Here is a 14,814-nt window from a genome sequence, read left to right as displayed (position 1 = left end):
AGAACGTCTTATTGCAAAGCTGACCTGCGTCATCAAAATTTAATCGTTTGAGATCGCTGTAGCCTTGCCGTTTTCACATTAGAGTGCCACAACATCCGCCGTTATATGAAATATGGAGGCACATCCGTGGAACAGGCAGAAATCGGTTTGATCGGTCTTGGCGTAATGGGGTCGAACCTCGCGCTCAACATCGCGGAAAAAGGCAACAAAATTGCTGTTTTCAACCGAACCCCGGAAGTCACGAAAAAATTCTACGCCGATGCCGGCGCGTTGCAGGGGCAGATCATTCCTTGCGAAACCATCGAGGAATTCATTGCTGCCATTCGCCCTCCGCGCCCGATCATCATCATGATCAAGGCTGGCGATCCGGTCGATCAGCAGATGGAAATGCTCAAGCCGCATCTCGAAAACGGCGACATCATGATCGATGCGGGCAATGCCAATTTCCGTGACACGATTCGCCGCTTCGAAACCCTTGAAGATACCGACCTGACCTTCATCGGCATGGGCGTATCCGGCGGTGAAGAGGGTGCGCGCCACGGACCATCCATCATGGTCGGCGGTACCGAAGAGAGCTGGAAGCGCGTTGAAAAGGTGCTGACCTCCATTTCGGCCAAGTACGACAATGAGCCCTGCGTTGCATGGCTGGGCAATGACGGTGCCGGTCACTTCGTCAAGACCATCCACAACGGCATCGAATATGCCGACATGCAGATGATTGCCGAAATCTACGGCATCCTGCGCGACGGTCTGAAGCTTAGCGCCGCAGAAATTGCCGATGTCTTCGGTGAGTGGAACAAGGGTCGTCTGAACTCCTATCTCATCGAAATCACCGAGAAGGTTCTTCGCGCCGCAGACCCCATCACCGGCAAGCCGATGGTGGATCTCATTCTGGACAAGGCTGGCCAGAAGGGCACCGGTAAGTGGTCTGTCATCGAAGCACAGAACATGGGTGTCGCCGCAACGGCCATCGAAGCGGCTGTCGCTGCCCGCATTCTGTCCTCGCAGAAAGAAGAGCGTGTTTCCGCTGAGACCATTCTGGGTCTGCCTGCTACGCTGCCCGCGCCTGCCGACAAGAAGGCATTCATTGCCGATCTTGAAAACGCGCTTCTGGCCGCAAAGATCGGCGCCTATGCGCAGGGCTTTGCCGTTATGTCGGCTGCTTCCAAGGAGTTTGGCTGGGATCTTCCCATGCCGACCATTGCGCGCATCTGGCGCGCAGGCTGCATCATCCGTTCGCAGTTCCTGGATGAAATCACCTCCGCCTTTACCAAGGACCCGCATGTCGCAAACCTGATCGTCACGCCTGCCTTTGCGCAGATGGTAAAGGATACAGATGCGCCTCTGCGCCGCGTTGTTTCACACGCCGTGCTATCGGGTCTGCCGGTTCCGGCGCTGGCATCGGCTCTCGGCTATTTCGACGCCTATCGCCGTGCACGTGGCAGCGCAAACCTGATCCAGGCACAGCGTGACTTCTTTGGCGCGCATGGTTTCGAGCGGACCGACGGCGTAGACAAGCCGCACGGCCCATGGGGCAGTGGTCTGGATATCTTCCAGTCCTGAGTGAAAGTCACCTGAAAACAAGAAGCCCTCGATGCCGCAAGACATCGGGGGCTTTTTCTTTTCCGAAAGCTGCGCCTTTGGCGACAGGCGCGGTTAAGGTCAACGGATGGTTAAACAAATGCGGCTAATGTGATTCCCAGTAACGCGTTTGAAGGCTGTTTTAAGAGTATGTGGACCAAGCATCACAAGAAGAGACGTTTTGGCCGTCTTGTCGTACCGGCAATCACCGTCGCTTTTCTTTCCTATTTCGGTTATCATTGCATCCATGGCGATTTCGGGCTTCAGGCCACGGAGCGGCTGGAGCGCCAGCGCATTGCCAGAACTGCCGAGCTTGCGAAGCTTACAAAGGGCCGCGTCGCCTTGGAGCGGCAGGTCGAGTTGATGAGTGATGGATCGCTCGAGCGTGACATGATCGATGAGATATCCCGCTACCAGCTGAACATGTCTCGTGCCGATGAAATCGTCATCATGAACACCTATTTCTGATTAACCGGATTCTGGTTAATCGAGTTTTATAATTTATTCACAGCAACTTAGGCAGAATACGAGCCATGCGTTTATGGCATTGCTGCTTTCACTTTTCTTGCATATGGTGCCCCCCAATCCAACCATTCTAATGGCAACTCAGGGAGGGATGAATGGCGCCGCGAAAAACCGCGACCGTATCCGGCCGCAAGACCACGGCAAAGACTGCCGGCAAGGAATTTACCGGCAAGAATACGCCGGACTTCGGCCAGGATGAGGAGCTGCACGCATATCGCGAGATGCTGCTGATCCGTCGATTCGAAGAAAAGGCCGGCCAGCTTTACGGCATGGGCTTCATCGGCGGCTTCTGTCACCTCTACATCGGCCAGGAAGCTGTTGTTGTCGGCATGCAGATGTCGCAGAAGGAAGGCGATCAGGTCATCACCGCTTACCGTGACCACGGCCACATGCTGGCTGCTGGCATGAGCGCGCGTGGCGTCATGGCCGAGCTGACCGGACGCCAGGGCGGCTTGTCCAAGGGCAAGGGTGGCTCCATGCACATGTTCTCCAAGGAAAAGCATTTCTACGGCGGCCATGGCATCGTTGGCGCACAGGTTTCGCTCGGAACCGGTCTTGCCTTCGCCAACAAGTATCGCGGCAATGACAATGTGTCCGTCGCCTACTTCGGTGACGGTGCGGCCAACCAGGGCCAGGTTTATGAGAGCTTCAACATGGCTGCTCTCTGGAAGCTTCCGATCGTTTATATCGTCGAAAACAACCATTATGCGATGGGTACGTCGACAGCCCGCGCCACGGCGCAGTCCAACTACTCGCTGCGCGGTTCTGGCTTCGGCATTCCCGGTATGCAGGTGGATGGCATGGACGTTCGCGCCGTCAAGGCTGCGGCCGACGAGGCGCTGGAACATTGCCGTTCCGGCAAGGGTCCGATCATTCTGGAAATGCTGACCTATCGCTACCGCGGTCACTCCATGTCCGACCCGGCCAAGTACCGTTCCAAGGACGAAGTGCAGAAGATGCGCGCGGAACATGACCCAATCGAGCAGGTGAAGGCACGACTCCTTGAAAAGGGTTGGGCCACTGAGGATGAGCTGAAGGCAATCGACAAGGATGTTCGTGACATCGTGGCCGATAGCGCCGAGTTCGCCCAGAACGATCCGGAGCCGGATGTATCCGAGCTCTACACCGACATTCTGCTCTGATTTGGGAAGGGAGATATCATGCCTATAGAAATTCTCATGCCCGCCCTTTCCCCGACCATGGAGGAAGGCAAGCTTTCCAAATGGCTGAAGAAAGAGGGTGACAAGGTTACCTCCGGCGACGTGATCGCTGAAATCGAAACTGACAAGGCAACGATGGAAGTCGAAGCCGTCGATGAAGGCACGATTGGCAAGCTGCTGATCGAAGCCGGCACCGAAGGCGTCAAGGTCAACACTGCCATTGCCGTGCTGCTTCAGGAAGGCGAAAGCGCTGACGACATGTCGTCCTCTTCCGCAAGCAAGGAAGCGCCGAAGGCGGACGCTGCCAATTCCGGTTCTGACGCTGCTGGCGGCAAGACCCGCGAAGCCAGCGAAGAACCTTCCGCTTCCAAGGAAGCAGCCAAGGTTCCGGCTGCGCCGAAGATCGAAGTTGCTGCCGATCCTGATATTCCTGAGGGCACCGAGTTCGTGACGCAGACAGTGCGTGAAGCGCTGCGCGATGCGATGGCCGAAGAAATGCGCTCTGACGAAAACGTCTTCGTCATGGGTGAAGAAGTTGCTGAATACCAGGGCGCCTACAAGATCACTCAGGGCCTGCTGCAGGAATTCGGCGCCAAGCGCGTTATCGATACGCCTATCACCGAACATGGCTTTGCCGGTATCGGCGTCGGTGCGGCGATGACGGGTCTGCGCCCGATTGTTGAATTCATGACATTCAACTTCGCCATGCAGGCGATCGACCAGATCGTCAACTCTGCTGCCAAGACGCTCTACATGTCTGGTGGTCAGATGGGCGCGCCGATGGTGTTCCGTGGTCCTTCGGGCGCTGCTGCCCGCGTGGCCGCCCAGCACTCGCAGTGCTACGCCGCATGGTACAGCCACATTCCGGGCCTCAAGGTCATCATGCCGTACACGGCTGCTGATGCGAAGGGTCTCTTGAAGGCTGCCATCCGCGATCCGAACCCGATCATCTTCCTCGAAAACGAAATTCTGTATGGTCAGAGCTTCGAAGTTCCGAAGATGGACGATTTCGTTCTGCCGATCGGCAAGGCGCGCATTCACCGCAAGGGCAAGGATGCGACAATCGTTTCCTTCGGTATCGGCATGACCTACGCCGTCAAGGCTGTTGCAGAACTCGAAAAGCTCGGCATCGATGTCGAACTGATCGATCTGCGCACCATCCGTCCGATGGATCTTCCGACGGTTATCGAATCCGTCAAGAAGACCGGTCGTCTGGTGACCGTGGAAGAAGGCTTCCCGCAGTCATCGGTCGGTGACTTCATTTCCAACAGCGTTCAGCGCGCTGCATTCGATTATCTCGATGCGCCGATCCTGACGATTGCTGGCAAGGACGTTCCGATGCCCTATGCTGCGAACCTCGAAAAGCTGGCTTTGCCGAACGTCGACGAAGTCGTTCAGGCGGTCAAAACCGTCTGCTACAAATAAGGGGAGGGCGTTTCGATGCCTATCAACATTACCATGCCTGCCCTTTCGCCGACGATGGAAGAGGGCAATCTGGCCAAGTGGCTGGTCAAGGAAGGCGATAAGGTTGCTCCCGGCGATGTGATTGCCGAGATCGAGACCGACAAGGCGACCATGGAAGTGGAAGCCGTGGACGAAGGCACTGTCGCAAAGCTCGTCGTTCCAGCCGGTACGGAAGCGGTCAAGGTCAATGCCCTGATCGCCATTCTGGCCGCTGAAGGCGAAGACGTAGCTGACGCCGCCAAGGGCGGCGATGCTGCGCCTGCAAAGGCAGAAGCCAAGGCAGAGGCTCCGAAGCAGGAAGCTGCCAAGGCCGAAGCGCCGAAGGAAGACAAGGCGGAAGCTGCGCCGGCAAAGGCTGACAAGCCCATCGCCGACCAGGGTCCAGCACCTTCGACGCCAGCGCCTGTCTCTAAATCCGGCGAGCGCATCTTTGCGTCTCCGCTGGCGCGCCGTCTGGCAAAGGATGCCGGCCTTGATCTGTCCGCCGTGTCTGGCTCCGGCCCGCATGGCCGTATCGTCAAGACCGACGTCGAAAAGGCGGCTGCTTCCGGCGGTGCAAAGGCTGCTCCTGCAGCTGCGCAGTCCGCTGGTGCTGCCGCTCCGGCTCCTGCCAAGGGTGCATCCGACGAAAACATCCTCAAGCTGTTTGCAGAAGGTTCCTACGAGCTTCTGCCGCATGACGGTATGCGCAAGACGATCGCGTCGCGCCTGACGGAGTCCACCCAGACCGTTCCGTCCTACACGGTCTCGATGGAATGCGAACTCGATGCGATGCTGAAGCTGCGCGCCGAGATCAATGCGTCTGCGCCGGTGAAGAAGACCGAAAAGGGCGAGGTTCCAGCCTTCAAACTTTCCGTCAACGACTTCATCATCAAGGCAATGGCGCTTGCGCTGCGTGATGTTCCAATGGCGAACGCCTCCTGGACATCTACGGCCCGTGTTCTGCACAAGCACGCCGATGTCGGTGTTGCCGTGTCGATCCCGGACGGTCTGATCACGCCGATTGTCCGCAACGCCGAGACGAAGACGCTTTCCGCCATCTCCAACGAGGTCAAGGATCTTGCCAAGCGTGCGCGTGACAAGAAGCTGAAGCCGGAAGAATATCAGGGCGGCACGACATCGGTGTCCAACCTCGGCATGTTCGGCGTTTCTTCCTTCACCTCCATCGTCAACCTGCCACAGGCATCCATCGTCTCCATCGGCGCTGGCGTCGAGAAGCCGGTTGTCCGTGGCGGCAAGATTGAAGTGGGCACGGTCATGACAGCGACCTTCGCCTTCGACCACCGCGTCATCGACGGTGCGCTGGGTGCAGAACTTGCGTCTGCCTTCAAGCGCTACATCGAAAACCCGATGGGCATGTTGGTCTAAAAACCGGGGAGCCGAAAGCCGGATGACGGTTTTCGGCTCGCTCCAATCGAGGAGTTGGACGTGACGAAAACCGTTCTGTGCTATGGTGACAGTCTGACATGGGGTTTCGACGCCGAAAATCTTGGGCGTCATGCCTTTGAAGATCGCTGGCCCAGCGTTTTGCAAAAGGCGCTCGGTGCTGACGTCAATGTCATTGCCGAAGGGCTGAACGGTAGAACCACGGCTTACGACGACCATCTTTCCGATAGCGACCGCAATGGTGCGCGCATTCTGCCAACATTGCTGCACAGTCACGGCCCTCTTGATCTCGTCATCATCATGCTGGGCACGAATGATCTGAAACGCGGCATCGGCAGCGGCAATGCCATTGGTGCGGTGAAGGGTGTCGAGCGGCTCATCAATCTGGTGCGCAGCCACGTCTGGTCGTTCGACTGCGAACAGCCGGAAATTCTGATCGTCTCCGCACCGCATATTTGCGAAACCGGCAATGAGATGTTTGCGGCCATGTTCGCAGGCGCCATCGAGCAATCGCAGATGATGGGTTCGCTTTACCGCGATCTGGCGGATGAAAAGGGTTGCGGCTTTTTCGACGCCGCTTCCGTTGCGGTAACGACGCCCGTCGACGGCGTCCATCTGGATGCCGAAAATACACGTGCGATTGGTCGTGGGCTGGAGCCCGTCGTTCGCATGATGCTTGGAATTTAGTGCGTCGGCACGGAAACCGGAAGCGGTTTCTGGACAGCACGACGCGTCACGATATTAAGACAAATCGACTGAAGCGGCGGCATGGTTTCGCCCTCAAGAAGACAAAGGCAGGAAACAGACATGGCTCAGTCTTATGACGTCATCATCATCGGTTCGGGTCCTGGCGGTTACGTCACTGCCATCCGCGCCGCCCAACTGGGCCTCAAGACGGCAATCGTGGAGCGCGAGCATCTGGGCGGCATCTGCCTGAACTGGGGCTGCATTCCCACCAAGGCGCTGCTGCGTTCTGCCGAAGTGCTTGATAATGCTCATCATGCCAAGAATTACGGCTTGAAGCTGGAAGGCACCATCACGCCTGACGTGAAGGAAGTCGTTGCCCGTTCGCGTGGCGTTTCCGCGCGCCTCAATGGCGGCGTCGCCTTCCTGATGAAGAAGAACAAGATCGACGTCATCTGGGGCGAAGCCAAGCTGACAAAGCCGAACGAAATCGTCGTCGGCAAGATTTCCAAGCCAATCGTTCAGCCGCAGAACCCTGTTCCGAAGGGCGTTCTGGGCGAGGGCACCTATACGGCCAAGCACATCATCGTTGCGACCGGCGCACGTCCACGTGCTCTGCCCGGCATCGAGCCGGATGGCAAACTGATCTGGACCTACTTTGAAGCGATGAAGCCTGATTTCATGCCGAAGTCCATCGTCGTCATGGGCTCTGGCGCAATCGGCATCGAATTCGCGTCCTTCTACCGCTCCATGGGCGTGGATGTGACGGTCGTTGAACTCATGGCCAATGTCATGCCTGTCGAAGATGCCGAAATCTCGGCCTTCGCCCGCAAGCAGCTGGAAAAGCGTGGACTGAAGATCATCACCGAAGCCAAGGTTTCCAAGGTTGAGAAGGGTTCGGACTCGATCACGGCCCATGTCGAGACCAAGGACGGCAAGGTTCAAAAGATTACCGCAGATCGCCTGATCTCGGCTGTCGGCGTACAGGGCAACATCGAAAATCTCGGTCTGGAAGCGCTGGGCGTCAAAACGGACCGCGGCTGCGTGGTCATTGATGGCTACGGCAAGACCAATGTTCCCGGCCTCTACGCCATCGGCGATGTCGCCGGCCCACCGATGCTGGCGCACAAGGCTGAGCATGAAGGCGTGATCTGCATCGAAAAGATTGCCGGTCTGCCGAAGGTTCACCCCATGGACAAGCTGAAGATTCCCGGCTGCACCTACTGCAACCCGCAGGTCGCTTCGGTCGGCCTGACGGAAGCCAAGGCGAAGGAGCAGGGCCGCGAAATCCGCGTTGGCCGTTATTCCTTCGCGGCCAACGGCAAGGCGATCGCGCTCGGTGAAGATCAGGGCATGGTCAAGACCATCTTCGACAAGAAGACTGGCGAGCTGATCGGCGCGCATATGGTGGGTGCGGAAGTCACTGAACTCATTCAGGGATTCGTGGTTGCCATGAACCTTGAGACGACCGAAGAAGAGCTGATGCACACGATCTTCCCGCATCCGACGTTGTCTGAAATGATGAAGGAAAGCGTGCTGGACGCCTATGGACGCGTGCTGAACGCATAACAGCCTGGCCGTACCCGGCATTGCCTTGCGAGGCCGGGTACACCATATGTCGTCCAATGTCGGTTGACGGAGTTTGAAGATGGAAAGTGTAGGCTGGATAGCGGCAATATTCATCGGCGGTCTGGCCGGTTGGCTTGCAGGCAAGCTCATGGATATGCGCTTTGGCATTTTCATGAATATCGTACTGGGTATCGTCGGTTCGGTCGTTGCAGTTGCCGTGTTGCGGACGTTCGACGTGTTCGTTCAGGATAGCCGCCTCGGCTATTTCGTCACATCTTTCCTGGGCGCAAGCCTTCTGTTATTTCTGGCAAAGCTGGTAAGGCGTTAGACCGTATCGTTACGGTGGAAGCAGGTTTCTATGGTCACTATTCTCGACAGGACAGCACTGGACGAAAAGCGTATCCGTCACCCGGAGAAGGCGCATCGTCCAGACACGGAAGTCATGCGCAAGCCGGAATGGATTCGCGTGAAGGCGCCGACGTCCAAGGGCTACCATGAAACGCGCGAGCTCGTTCGTTCCCACAAGCTGGTCACGGTGTGCGAGGAAGCGGGCTGTCCAAATATCGGCGAATGCTGGGAAAAGAAGCACGCCACCTTCATGATCATGGGCGAAATCTGCACCCGTGCCTGCGCCTTCTGCAATGTCTCGACCGGCAAGCCGAATGCGCTCGATATGCTGGAGCCTGAAAACGTCGCCAAGGCCGTCAAGCAGATGGGCCTGAGCCATGTTGTTATTACCTCGGTTGACCGCGACGACCTGGAAGACGGCGGTGCGGAGCATTTCGAGAAGGTGATCTGGGCTATTCGTGCCGCTTCACCCAACACCACGATTGAAATTCTGACGCCTGATTTCCTGAAGAAGCCCGGCGCACTGGAGCGTGTCGTTGCTGCAAAGCCTGACGTGTTCAACCACAATATGGAAACCGTTCCAGGCAACTATCTGACCGTTCGCCCCGGCGCCCGCTACTTCCATTCCGTGCGTCTGCTGCAGCGCGTGAAGGAACTGGACCCGACAATGTTCACCAAGTCGGGCATCATGGTTGGCCTCGGTGAAGAGCGCAATGAAGTGTTGCAGTTGATGGATGACCTGCGCACAGCAGATGTCGACTTCCTGACCATCGGCCAGTATCTGCAGCCGACGCGCAAGCACCACAAGGTCGAAAAATTCGTCACGCCTGAGGAATTCAAATCCTACGAGACGATTGCCTATACCAAGGGCTTCCTGATGGTTTCGTCCAGCCCGCTGACGCGTTCTTCGCACCATGCCGGCGATGACTTCGAACGGCTGCGTGCCAACCGCGAGAGAAAGCTTCTGGCTGCGGCTGAGTAAGGTTTTTTCCTCCGTCATACCGGCCTTGAGCCGGTATCCAGTCGCGCCACGTCTGCGGCGCGAGTAAGTCTTTTGACCTGACAGGCGTCAGGTCACTGGACCCCGCATCAAGTGCGGGGTGACGTAGCCAAGCAAATCACCCATTTGCCTTCGCCGGCCGGTGCGCCCGCATACATAGCAACACACTCACCACAACAGATACAATCGCTGCACTCTCGATCAGTGTCGGCCCGCGCTGCTCCCAGATGAAACCGTAGAGCAGGGCGAACAGCGTTTCGAACAGGATCATCTGCCCGACCATGGTCAACGGCAGCAGACGGCTCATGCGGTTCCAGAGCGCATTGCCGAGGATGGATGCGGTGATGCCGAGGCCGATGGCGACAGAGGTGAATTGCAGCCAGTCCGCGCCGCTGTGAGTATCTGTGCTGAAGCCGAAGGCGGGGATGGCGAGCAGCAGGGCGAGGCCACCGGTCACGACGCCGGTCATCAGGTTCCATTCGTCGGCGCTTACATCATGCAGCCGCGTCAACCAGCGGGCATTGCCGACTGCAAAGGCTGTCCAGGAGGCGAGCGCTCCAAGCGCGCAGGCGAGGCCGACAATGCGCGTCAGATCGAACGCGCCTTGGCCCTGCGAGAGCGACTGCCAGGAAATGCCAAAAATGCCGATGGCTCCGAATAGAAGAGAGGGCCAAAGCCGTTTGAGCGAGACTGCGCCATGGTCGCGGCTGCCGATAATGGTAACGGCCACGGGCAGAAATCCGATGATGATGGAGGTGAAGGCGACGCCGCTCAGTTGCACCGCTGTCGAAATCAGGACGTAATAAACGAGATTGCCGATGAGACTAAGCCACCCCAGAGCGATCCATTCGGCTTTGCCAAAACGCGATGCGACACGCCGGATCTTCGGGCCGATCAGGATCAGCGCGAAGAGGCCGTAAGTCAGGTACCGCGCGGTTGAGAGCTGCAAGGGCGTAAAACCGTCTGGGATCAGCTTTGGAGCCAGAAAAATCCCGCCCCAGAGCGCGCCCGCCAGCATTCCGTAAAATACGCCCAGTCCTGTCTTGTTCATGTCATGTCCATTCGTTGCCCGGCGTTATCTGCCATGGCGGCGATGGGCTGTCTTGACATAAACTACTGCGGTCGTTGCGAAAACGCGCGACGATAGGCGGCGGGCGTGGTGCCAATGGCATTTTTCATGGCACGGGTCAGCGCGGTCTGATCGGAAAAGCCTGCCCTGTCTGCAATCTCTGCGATGGGCAAAGGCGAGTTGGACAGAAGTCGGCAGATATTTTCCATACGTAGATTGGCGAGCCAAAGATGCGGCGTTTCATCGAATTGCTCGCGGAAAACTGCCTGCAAGCGGCTAAGGCTGACGCCGACATGATCTGCCATGCGTTCGATGCTCCACGGCATGAAGGGATCGATTTCGATCATCGCCCTCAGCGAGCGAAGCCGCGTGAGCGTGTCGACTTTGCCGTCCGCCAGGCTTTCGATAAGGATTGGCGCCCAGGCGTTGCCGGATGTCTTGTCCTGCTCACCTTTTTGAAGGACATCAGCCATATGCCGTGAAAGCATGGCAGTGCGCTGCCCGATCTCGAAAAAAGGGCTTGAAGAGAATTTGTCCAGAAGCTGTGCTGAGATGGTCCGTTCATCGATATCGAGAATGAGCGAACGGTTGAAGCCGCTCGAACTCAGCTCATGTGATGTCTGCCTGTAAATGAGAGTGCCAATGGAGCGCGAAAGGGCGCTCTGGCGGCCGCCGACGTCTATTTCGAATGTGCCGGCAACGGGCAGGACGATCTGCACAAAGGGGTGGCTTTCATCCGGCGGATTGCCGCGATAGGAGCGCAGGTGGACGGACGCATCGTGCATTCGATATTCCTCCCAGGCCCGAATGAAAGATGGCCGCGATGCGGCCACGCTTTCCTTAATGATTTCATGCCGTCGCCAAAAGCGCCAGCCGAAATCTCAGGCTTCTGCTTCCTGCTTTACCGTCGACTCGCCGCGCTTGCGTTTGCGCAAAACTGGCTTGTTCTCACGCGCCTCGCATTTTGCTACGTCTATGAGGTATGCCAATACCGGCATACTGTTCATGGATGCGAGCTGCTTTGCGGATTCGAGAAGGTTGATGATATTGGAAAAGTCGTCCATCTTGTCACTCTGCATGGCGCTGTGGCCTGGTTGTTCGGTTGCATCGCGCGGCTGCAATCAATCTTGCGTCTAGATAGCAACCGCCCCAATAAGGTTGCAATAGTCAATTTCTAGAAACTGCTATGCAACGGAGGCGGGATGCTGGAAATCGACACCATCGAAGAAGCTGCGGCCCGTGTTGCAAGCGCATCGCGCATCATGGTTGTCGGCTCGTCCGGCGCGGGGAAATCGACACTTTCGCGTTACATCGCAGCACACCGAGATCTCGACTACTTCTCAATCGACCGTGATGTGCGCTGGATTTCAGGCTGGGCGCAAAGAGGTAGGGATGAACAGCGCCGCATTCTCCAAGATATTGTGTCTCGTGATCGCTGGGTGCTGGATGGATCCAACCCATCTACCTTCGAGATGCGGCTTCCACGCACGCAGCTGGTCATCTGGATGCGTCTTCCGCGCATTTCTTGCATGATGGGTGTCGCGAAGCGGGTTGCCAGACATTACGGAACGGTGCGACCTGAAATGGCCGATGGCTGCCGGGAAAAACTTCCCGATATGGAGTTCCTTGGCTACATCTGGCATTTCGAGAAGCGCCACGCCCCTGTCTTCATCCGCAATTTTGATCTTTACGGCCCCGAAGTGCCGATATTTCAGGTGAAATCCAGAGCGCAGGCCAGTGCGCTTCTTGATCTTATTGGCGCAGCACATTAACTGCGCGTCATGCCGCAATTTGAAACCCGCCGTCCCGTCAGACATTCTCCAGAACAGATGTTCAATCTCGTTGCCGATGTGGAGAAGTATCCCGAATTTTTGCCGCTCTGCGAAGGGCTGAGCATCCGTTCCCGCAAGGAGCGTGACACCAAGACGCTTCTGGTGGCAGACATGACAGTTGGCTACAAGGCTTTCCGCGAGACCTTCACCACCCAGGTTCTGCTGAAGCCGGAAGAGCACGCCATAGACGTCAAATATCTCGATGGGCCGTTCAAATATCTCGATAATCGCTGGCGCTTCGAGCCGACCGACAACGGCGGATGCTCGGTCTATTTCTTCATCGATTACGAATTCAAGAGCCGCATTCTCGGTGCGGTCATGGGCTCGATGTTTGACCGCGCATTCCGCATGTTTGCCGAAGCCTTCGAGGCGCGGGCAGACAAGATCTACACGGCCTGAGACAGTTCCAGCAGCATTTCCAGCGCCGTTCTGACAGTGGCAAGTCTGACATTGTCACGACCAATATCGCCATAAAGCATCTGACGATGGATGATACGACCGGAGCGCCGTTGTGCCGCGAGGTGCACGAGGCCGACCGGCTTTTCAGACGTGCCGCCGCCTGGCCCCGCAATGCCCGTGACAGCCACGGAAAACTCTGCCTTCGAGCGAAACAGCGCCCCATGCGCCATCTGCAACGCTGTCTGCCGTGACACCGCGCCATAAGCATCAAGCGTTGCAGCCGTGACGCCGAGCATCTCCATCTTCGCGTCATTCGTATAGGTCACGAAACCTCGGTCGACCACGGCGGACGAGCCGGAGATGTCGGTGAGTGCTCCGGCGATCAAGCCACCGGTGCAGCTTTCCGCCGTCGAGAGCATGTGCCCCCTTTGCGTGAAGTCCGTGACGATCTTTTGCGCCAGAAGGGCTGTCTCTGCGGGAAAGACGCTCACAGCGGTCTCTTTCGATAGACGACTGTTGCCGTTGCGATGGCGGCGATGCCTTCGCGACGCCCGACGAAGCCAATCGTTTCGTTTGTCGTTGCCTTCACCGAGCAACGGTCAAGCGTGATATCGAGGATGGCTGCAAGATTTTCGCGCATGGCCTGCCGATGCGGGCCCACACGTGGGGCTTCGGCTATCAGCGAGACATCGGCATTCATGATCGTGCCGCCATTGTCGCGCACGAGTTTGGCTGCGTGTTCCAGAAAGATGCGCGATGCGGCACCCTTCCACTGCGGGTCGGATGGCGGGAAATGGTCACCGATGTCGCCCGCTCCGCAGGTGGCCAGAAGAGCATCCGTCAAGGCATGAAGCGCCACATCCGCATCCGAATGGCCCATAAGCTTCTGGTCGTGGGGAATGAAGATGCCGCACAGTGTTACGCCGTCGCCTTCACCCAACTGGTGCACGTCATAACCATTGCCGGTGCGAACGTCCGGCAATGCGGAGGATAGTTTTTCGTCAGCCATGGCAATATCTCTCTTCAAGGTCAGCTTCATGTTGTCGGCCATGCCTTCCACAAGCTTTACGGCCAAGCCTGCCCACTCTGCAATCGAAGCATCGTCGGTGAAGTCACTGCGGCCCGTGGAGGCGGCCTGACGATGGGCCTTCAGAATGGACGGGTAGTGGAAGGATTGCGGTGTCTGTGCCGCATAGAGGTCACTGCGCGATACCGTTTCTGTCACGAAGCCCTGCGCGCCTCGTTTCAACGTATCGGCCACCGGCATCACCGGCAGAACAGCATTCTCACCCTCGCGCAGGCAATGGGCAATGCGGTCAAGCAGGCTTGAGTCGAAGAACGGGCGTACGGCATCATGGATCATGACATGGGTGACACCCTGATCTTCCAGATCTTCAAGGCCGGTAAGAACCGAAATCTGGCGCGTTGCGCCACCCTCGACCACCTGTATGCGGTCCTTTGCGCCCATGCGCTCGATGATAGGCTGGAACAGCGCCTTGTCATCCGCGTGGATGACGACCGTGATCAGGCCTGCATGTGGCCAATCGAGAAAGCGGGCAAGCGTGTGTTCAATGACGGCTCTGCCGCCAATCGACCGGTATTGTTTTGGCCCTTCTTCGGGTGCGCCAGCGCGTTCACCACGCCCGGCGGCAACAATGACAATACCGATCTTCATAGCCACTTCCTGCATTGGACCCATGCTATCTATGCATTTCTTCAAAGGTTTACAGCTTTGCTCTAGCGCTTTAAAAAACGAATAGCCAGCGTGAATGCGCTATTCCAAAGGCTCCCCACCGC

16 protein-coding genes are annotated in these 14,814 nt (G+C 57.5%); 11 read left to right on the top strand and 5 right to left on the bottom strand.

Annotated features, from left to right (window positions below; all coding sequences use genetic code 11):
* Positions 1-126: 126 nt before the first annotated feature.
* From gnd to lipA, 9 genes are all read left to right on the top strand, one after another.
* A complete protein-coding gene (gene gnd / locus QRN85_RS12940; protein WP_284758404.1) occupies positions 127-1,563 on the top strand; it encodes an NADP-dependent phosphogluconate dehydrogenase in 1,437 nt (478 codons plus the stop codon).
* Positions 1,564-1,731: 168 nt separating this feature from the next.
* Entirely contained in the window at positions 1,732-2,049 is a 318-nt protein-coding gene (locus QRN85_RS12935) for an FtsB family cell division protein (RefSeq protein WP_284758403.1), read from the top strand.
* A gap of 152 nt (positions 2,050-2,201) precedes the next feature.
* Entirely contained in the window at positions 2,202-3,248 is a 1,047-nt protein-coding gene (pdhA, locus tag QRN85_RS12930; protein WP_112963590.1) for a pyruvate dehydrogenase (acetyl-transferring) E1 component subunit alpha, read from the top strand.
* 18 nt (positions 3,249-3,266) lie between these two features.
* Positions 3,267-4,691 carry a pyruvate dehydrogenase complex E1 component subunit beta gene (locus QRN85_RS12925; protein ID WP_062589588.1) on the top strand — a complete coding sequence of 475 codons (1,425 nt, stop codon included), beginning with the start codon at positions 3,267-3,269 and terminating at the stop codon, positions 4,689-4,691.
* Positions 4,692-4,706: 15 nt separating this feature from the next.
* Positions 4,707-6,098 carry a pyruvate dehydrogenase complex dihydrolipoamide acetyltransferase gene (locus QRN85_RS12920; RefSeq protein WP_284758401.1) on the top strand — a complete coding sequence of 464 codons (1,392 nt, stop codon included), beginning with the start codon at positions 4,707-4,709 and terminating at the stop codon, positions 6,096-6,098.
* Positions 6,099-6,158: 60 nt separating this feature from the next.
* Positions 6,159-6,803 (top strand): SGNH/GDSL hydrolase family protein, encoded by a 645-nt coding sequence (locus tag QRN85_RS12915; protein ID WP_062589590.1) that lies wholly within the window; start codon positions 6,159-6,161, stop codon positions 6,801-6,803.
* A gap of 120 nt (positions 6,804-6,923) precedes the next feature.
* Positions 6,924-8,369 carry a dihydrolipoyl dehydrogenase gene (gene lpdA / locus QRN85_RS12910; protein WP_284758399.1) on the top strand — a complete coding sequence of 482 codons (1,446 nt, stop codon included), beginning with the start codon at positions 6,924-6,926 and terminating at the stop codon, positions 8,367-8,369.
* Positions 8,370-8,448: 79 nt separating this feature from the next.
* Complete coding sequence (locus QRN85_RS12905) at positions 8,449-8,697, top strand: GlsB/YeaQ/YmgE family stress response membrane protein (protein WP_062589592.1); 249 nt, start codon at positions 8,449-8,451, stop codon at positions 8,695-8,697.
* 30 nt (positions 8,698-8,727) lie between these two features.
* Entirely contained in the window at positions 8,728-9,699 is a 972-nt protein-coding gene (gene lipA / locus QRN85_RS12900; protein WP_062589593.1) for a lipoyl synthase, read from the top strand.
* Positions 9,700-9,835: 136 nt separating this feature from the next.
* Here the strand turns inward: lipA and QRN85_RS12895 are convergent, their stop codons facing one another.
* The 3 genes from QRN85_RS12895 to QRN85_RS12885 form a co-directional block, all read right to left on the bottom strand.
* Positions 9,836-10,768, bottom strand: coding sequence for a DMT family transporter (locus QRN85_RS12895; protein ID WP_284758397.1), 933 nt, complete (start codon positions 10,766-10,768; stop codon positions 9,836-9,838).
* Positions 10,769-10,830: 62 nt separating this feature from the next.
* Positions 10,831-11,571 carry a helix-turn-helix transcriptional regulator gene (locus QRN85_RS12890; RefSeq protein WP_284758395.1) on the bottom strand — a complete coding sequence of 247 codons (741 nt, stop codon included), beginning with the start codon at positions 11,569-11,571 and terminating at the stop codon, positions 10,831-10,833.
* A 96-nt stretch (positions 11,572-11,667) separates the two neighbouring features.
* Positions 11,668-11,850 carry a hypothetical protein gene (locus tag QRN85_RS12885; protein WP_062589891.1) on the bottom strand — a complete coding sequence of 61 codons (183 nt, stop codon included), beginning with the start codon at positions 11,848-11,850 and terminating at the stop codon, positions 11,668-11,670.
* A gap of 138 nt (positions 11,851-11,988) precedes the next feature.
* Here QRN85_RS12885 and QRN85_RS12880 point away from each other — a divergent pair, with 138 nt between their 5' ends.
* Positions 11,989-12,558 carry a P-loop NTPase family protein gene (locus QRN85_RS12880; protein WP_284758393.1) on the top strand — a complete coding sequence of 190 codons (570 nt, stop codon included), beginning with the start codon at positions 11,989-11,991 and terminating at the stop codon, positions 12,556-12,558.
* A gap of 9 nt (positions 12,559-12,567) precedes the next feature.
* A complete protein-coding gene (locus QRN85_RS12875) occupies positions 12,568-13,017 on the top strand; it encodes a type II toxin-antitoxin system RatA family toxin (RefSeq protein WP_062589597.1) in 450 nt (149 codons plus the stop codon).
* Here the strand turns inward: QRN85_RS12875 and QRN85_RS12870 are convergent.
* Positions 13,005-13,508 (bottom strand): CinA family protein, encoded by a 504-nt coding sequence (locus tag QRN85_RS12870; protein ID WP_284758390.1) that lies wholly within the window; start codon positions 13,506-13,508, stop codon positions 13,005-13,007. The two genes, QRN85_RS12875 and QRN85_RS12870, sit on opposite strands and share 13 nt — an antisense overlap.
* Positions 13,505-14,692 (bottom strand): bifunctional 2-C-methyl-D-erythritol 4-phosphate cytidylyltransferase/2-C-methyl-D-erythritol 2,4-cyclodiphosphate synthase, encoded by a 1,188-nt coding sequence (locus tag QRN85_RS12865; RefSeq protein WP_284758389.1) that lies wholly within the window; start codon positions 14,690-14,692, stop codon positions 13,505-13,507. Before QRN85_RS12865 ends, QRN85_RS12870 begins: the two co-directional genes overlap by 4 nt.
* Positions 14,693-14,814 lie beyond the last annotated feature (122 nt).

This window comes from Agrobacterium sp. fls2-241-TYG-188a, from assembly GCF_030209845.1.
This window is presented reverse-complemented; position numbering and strand designations above follow the sequence as displayed.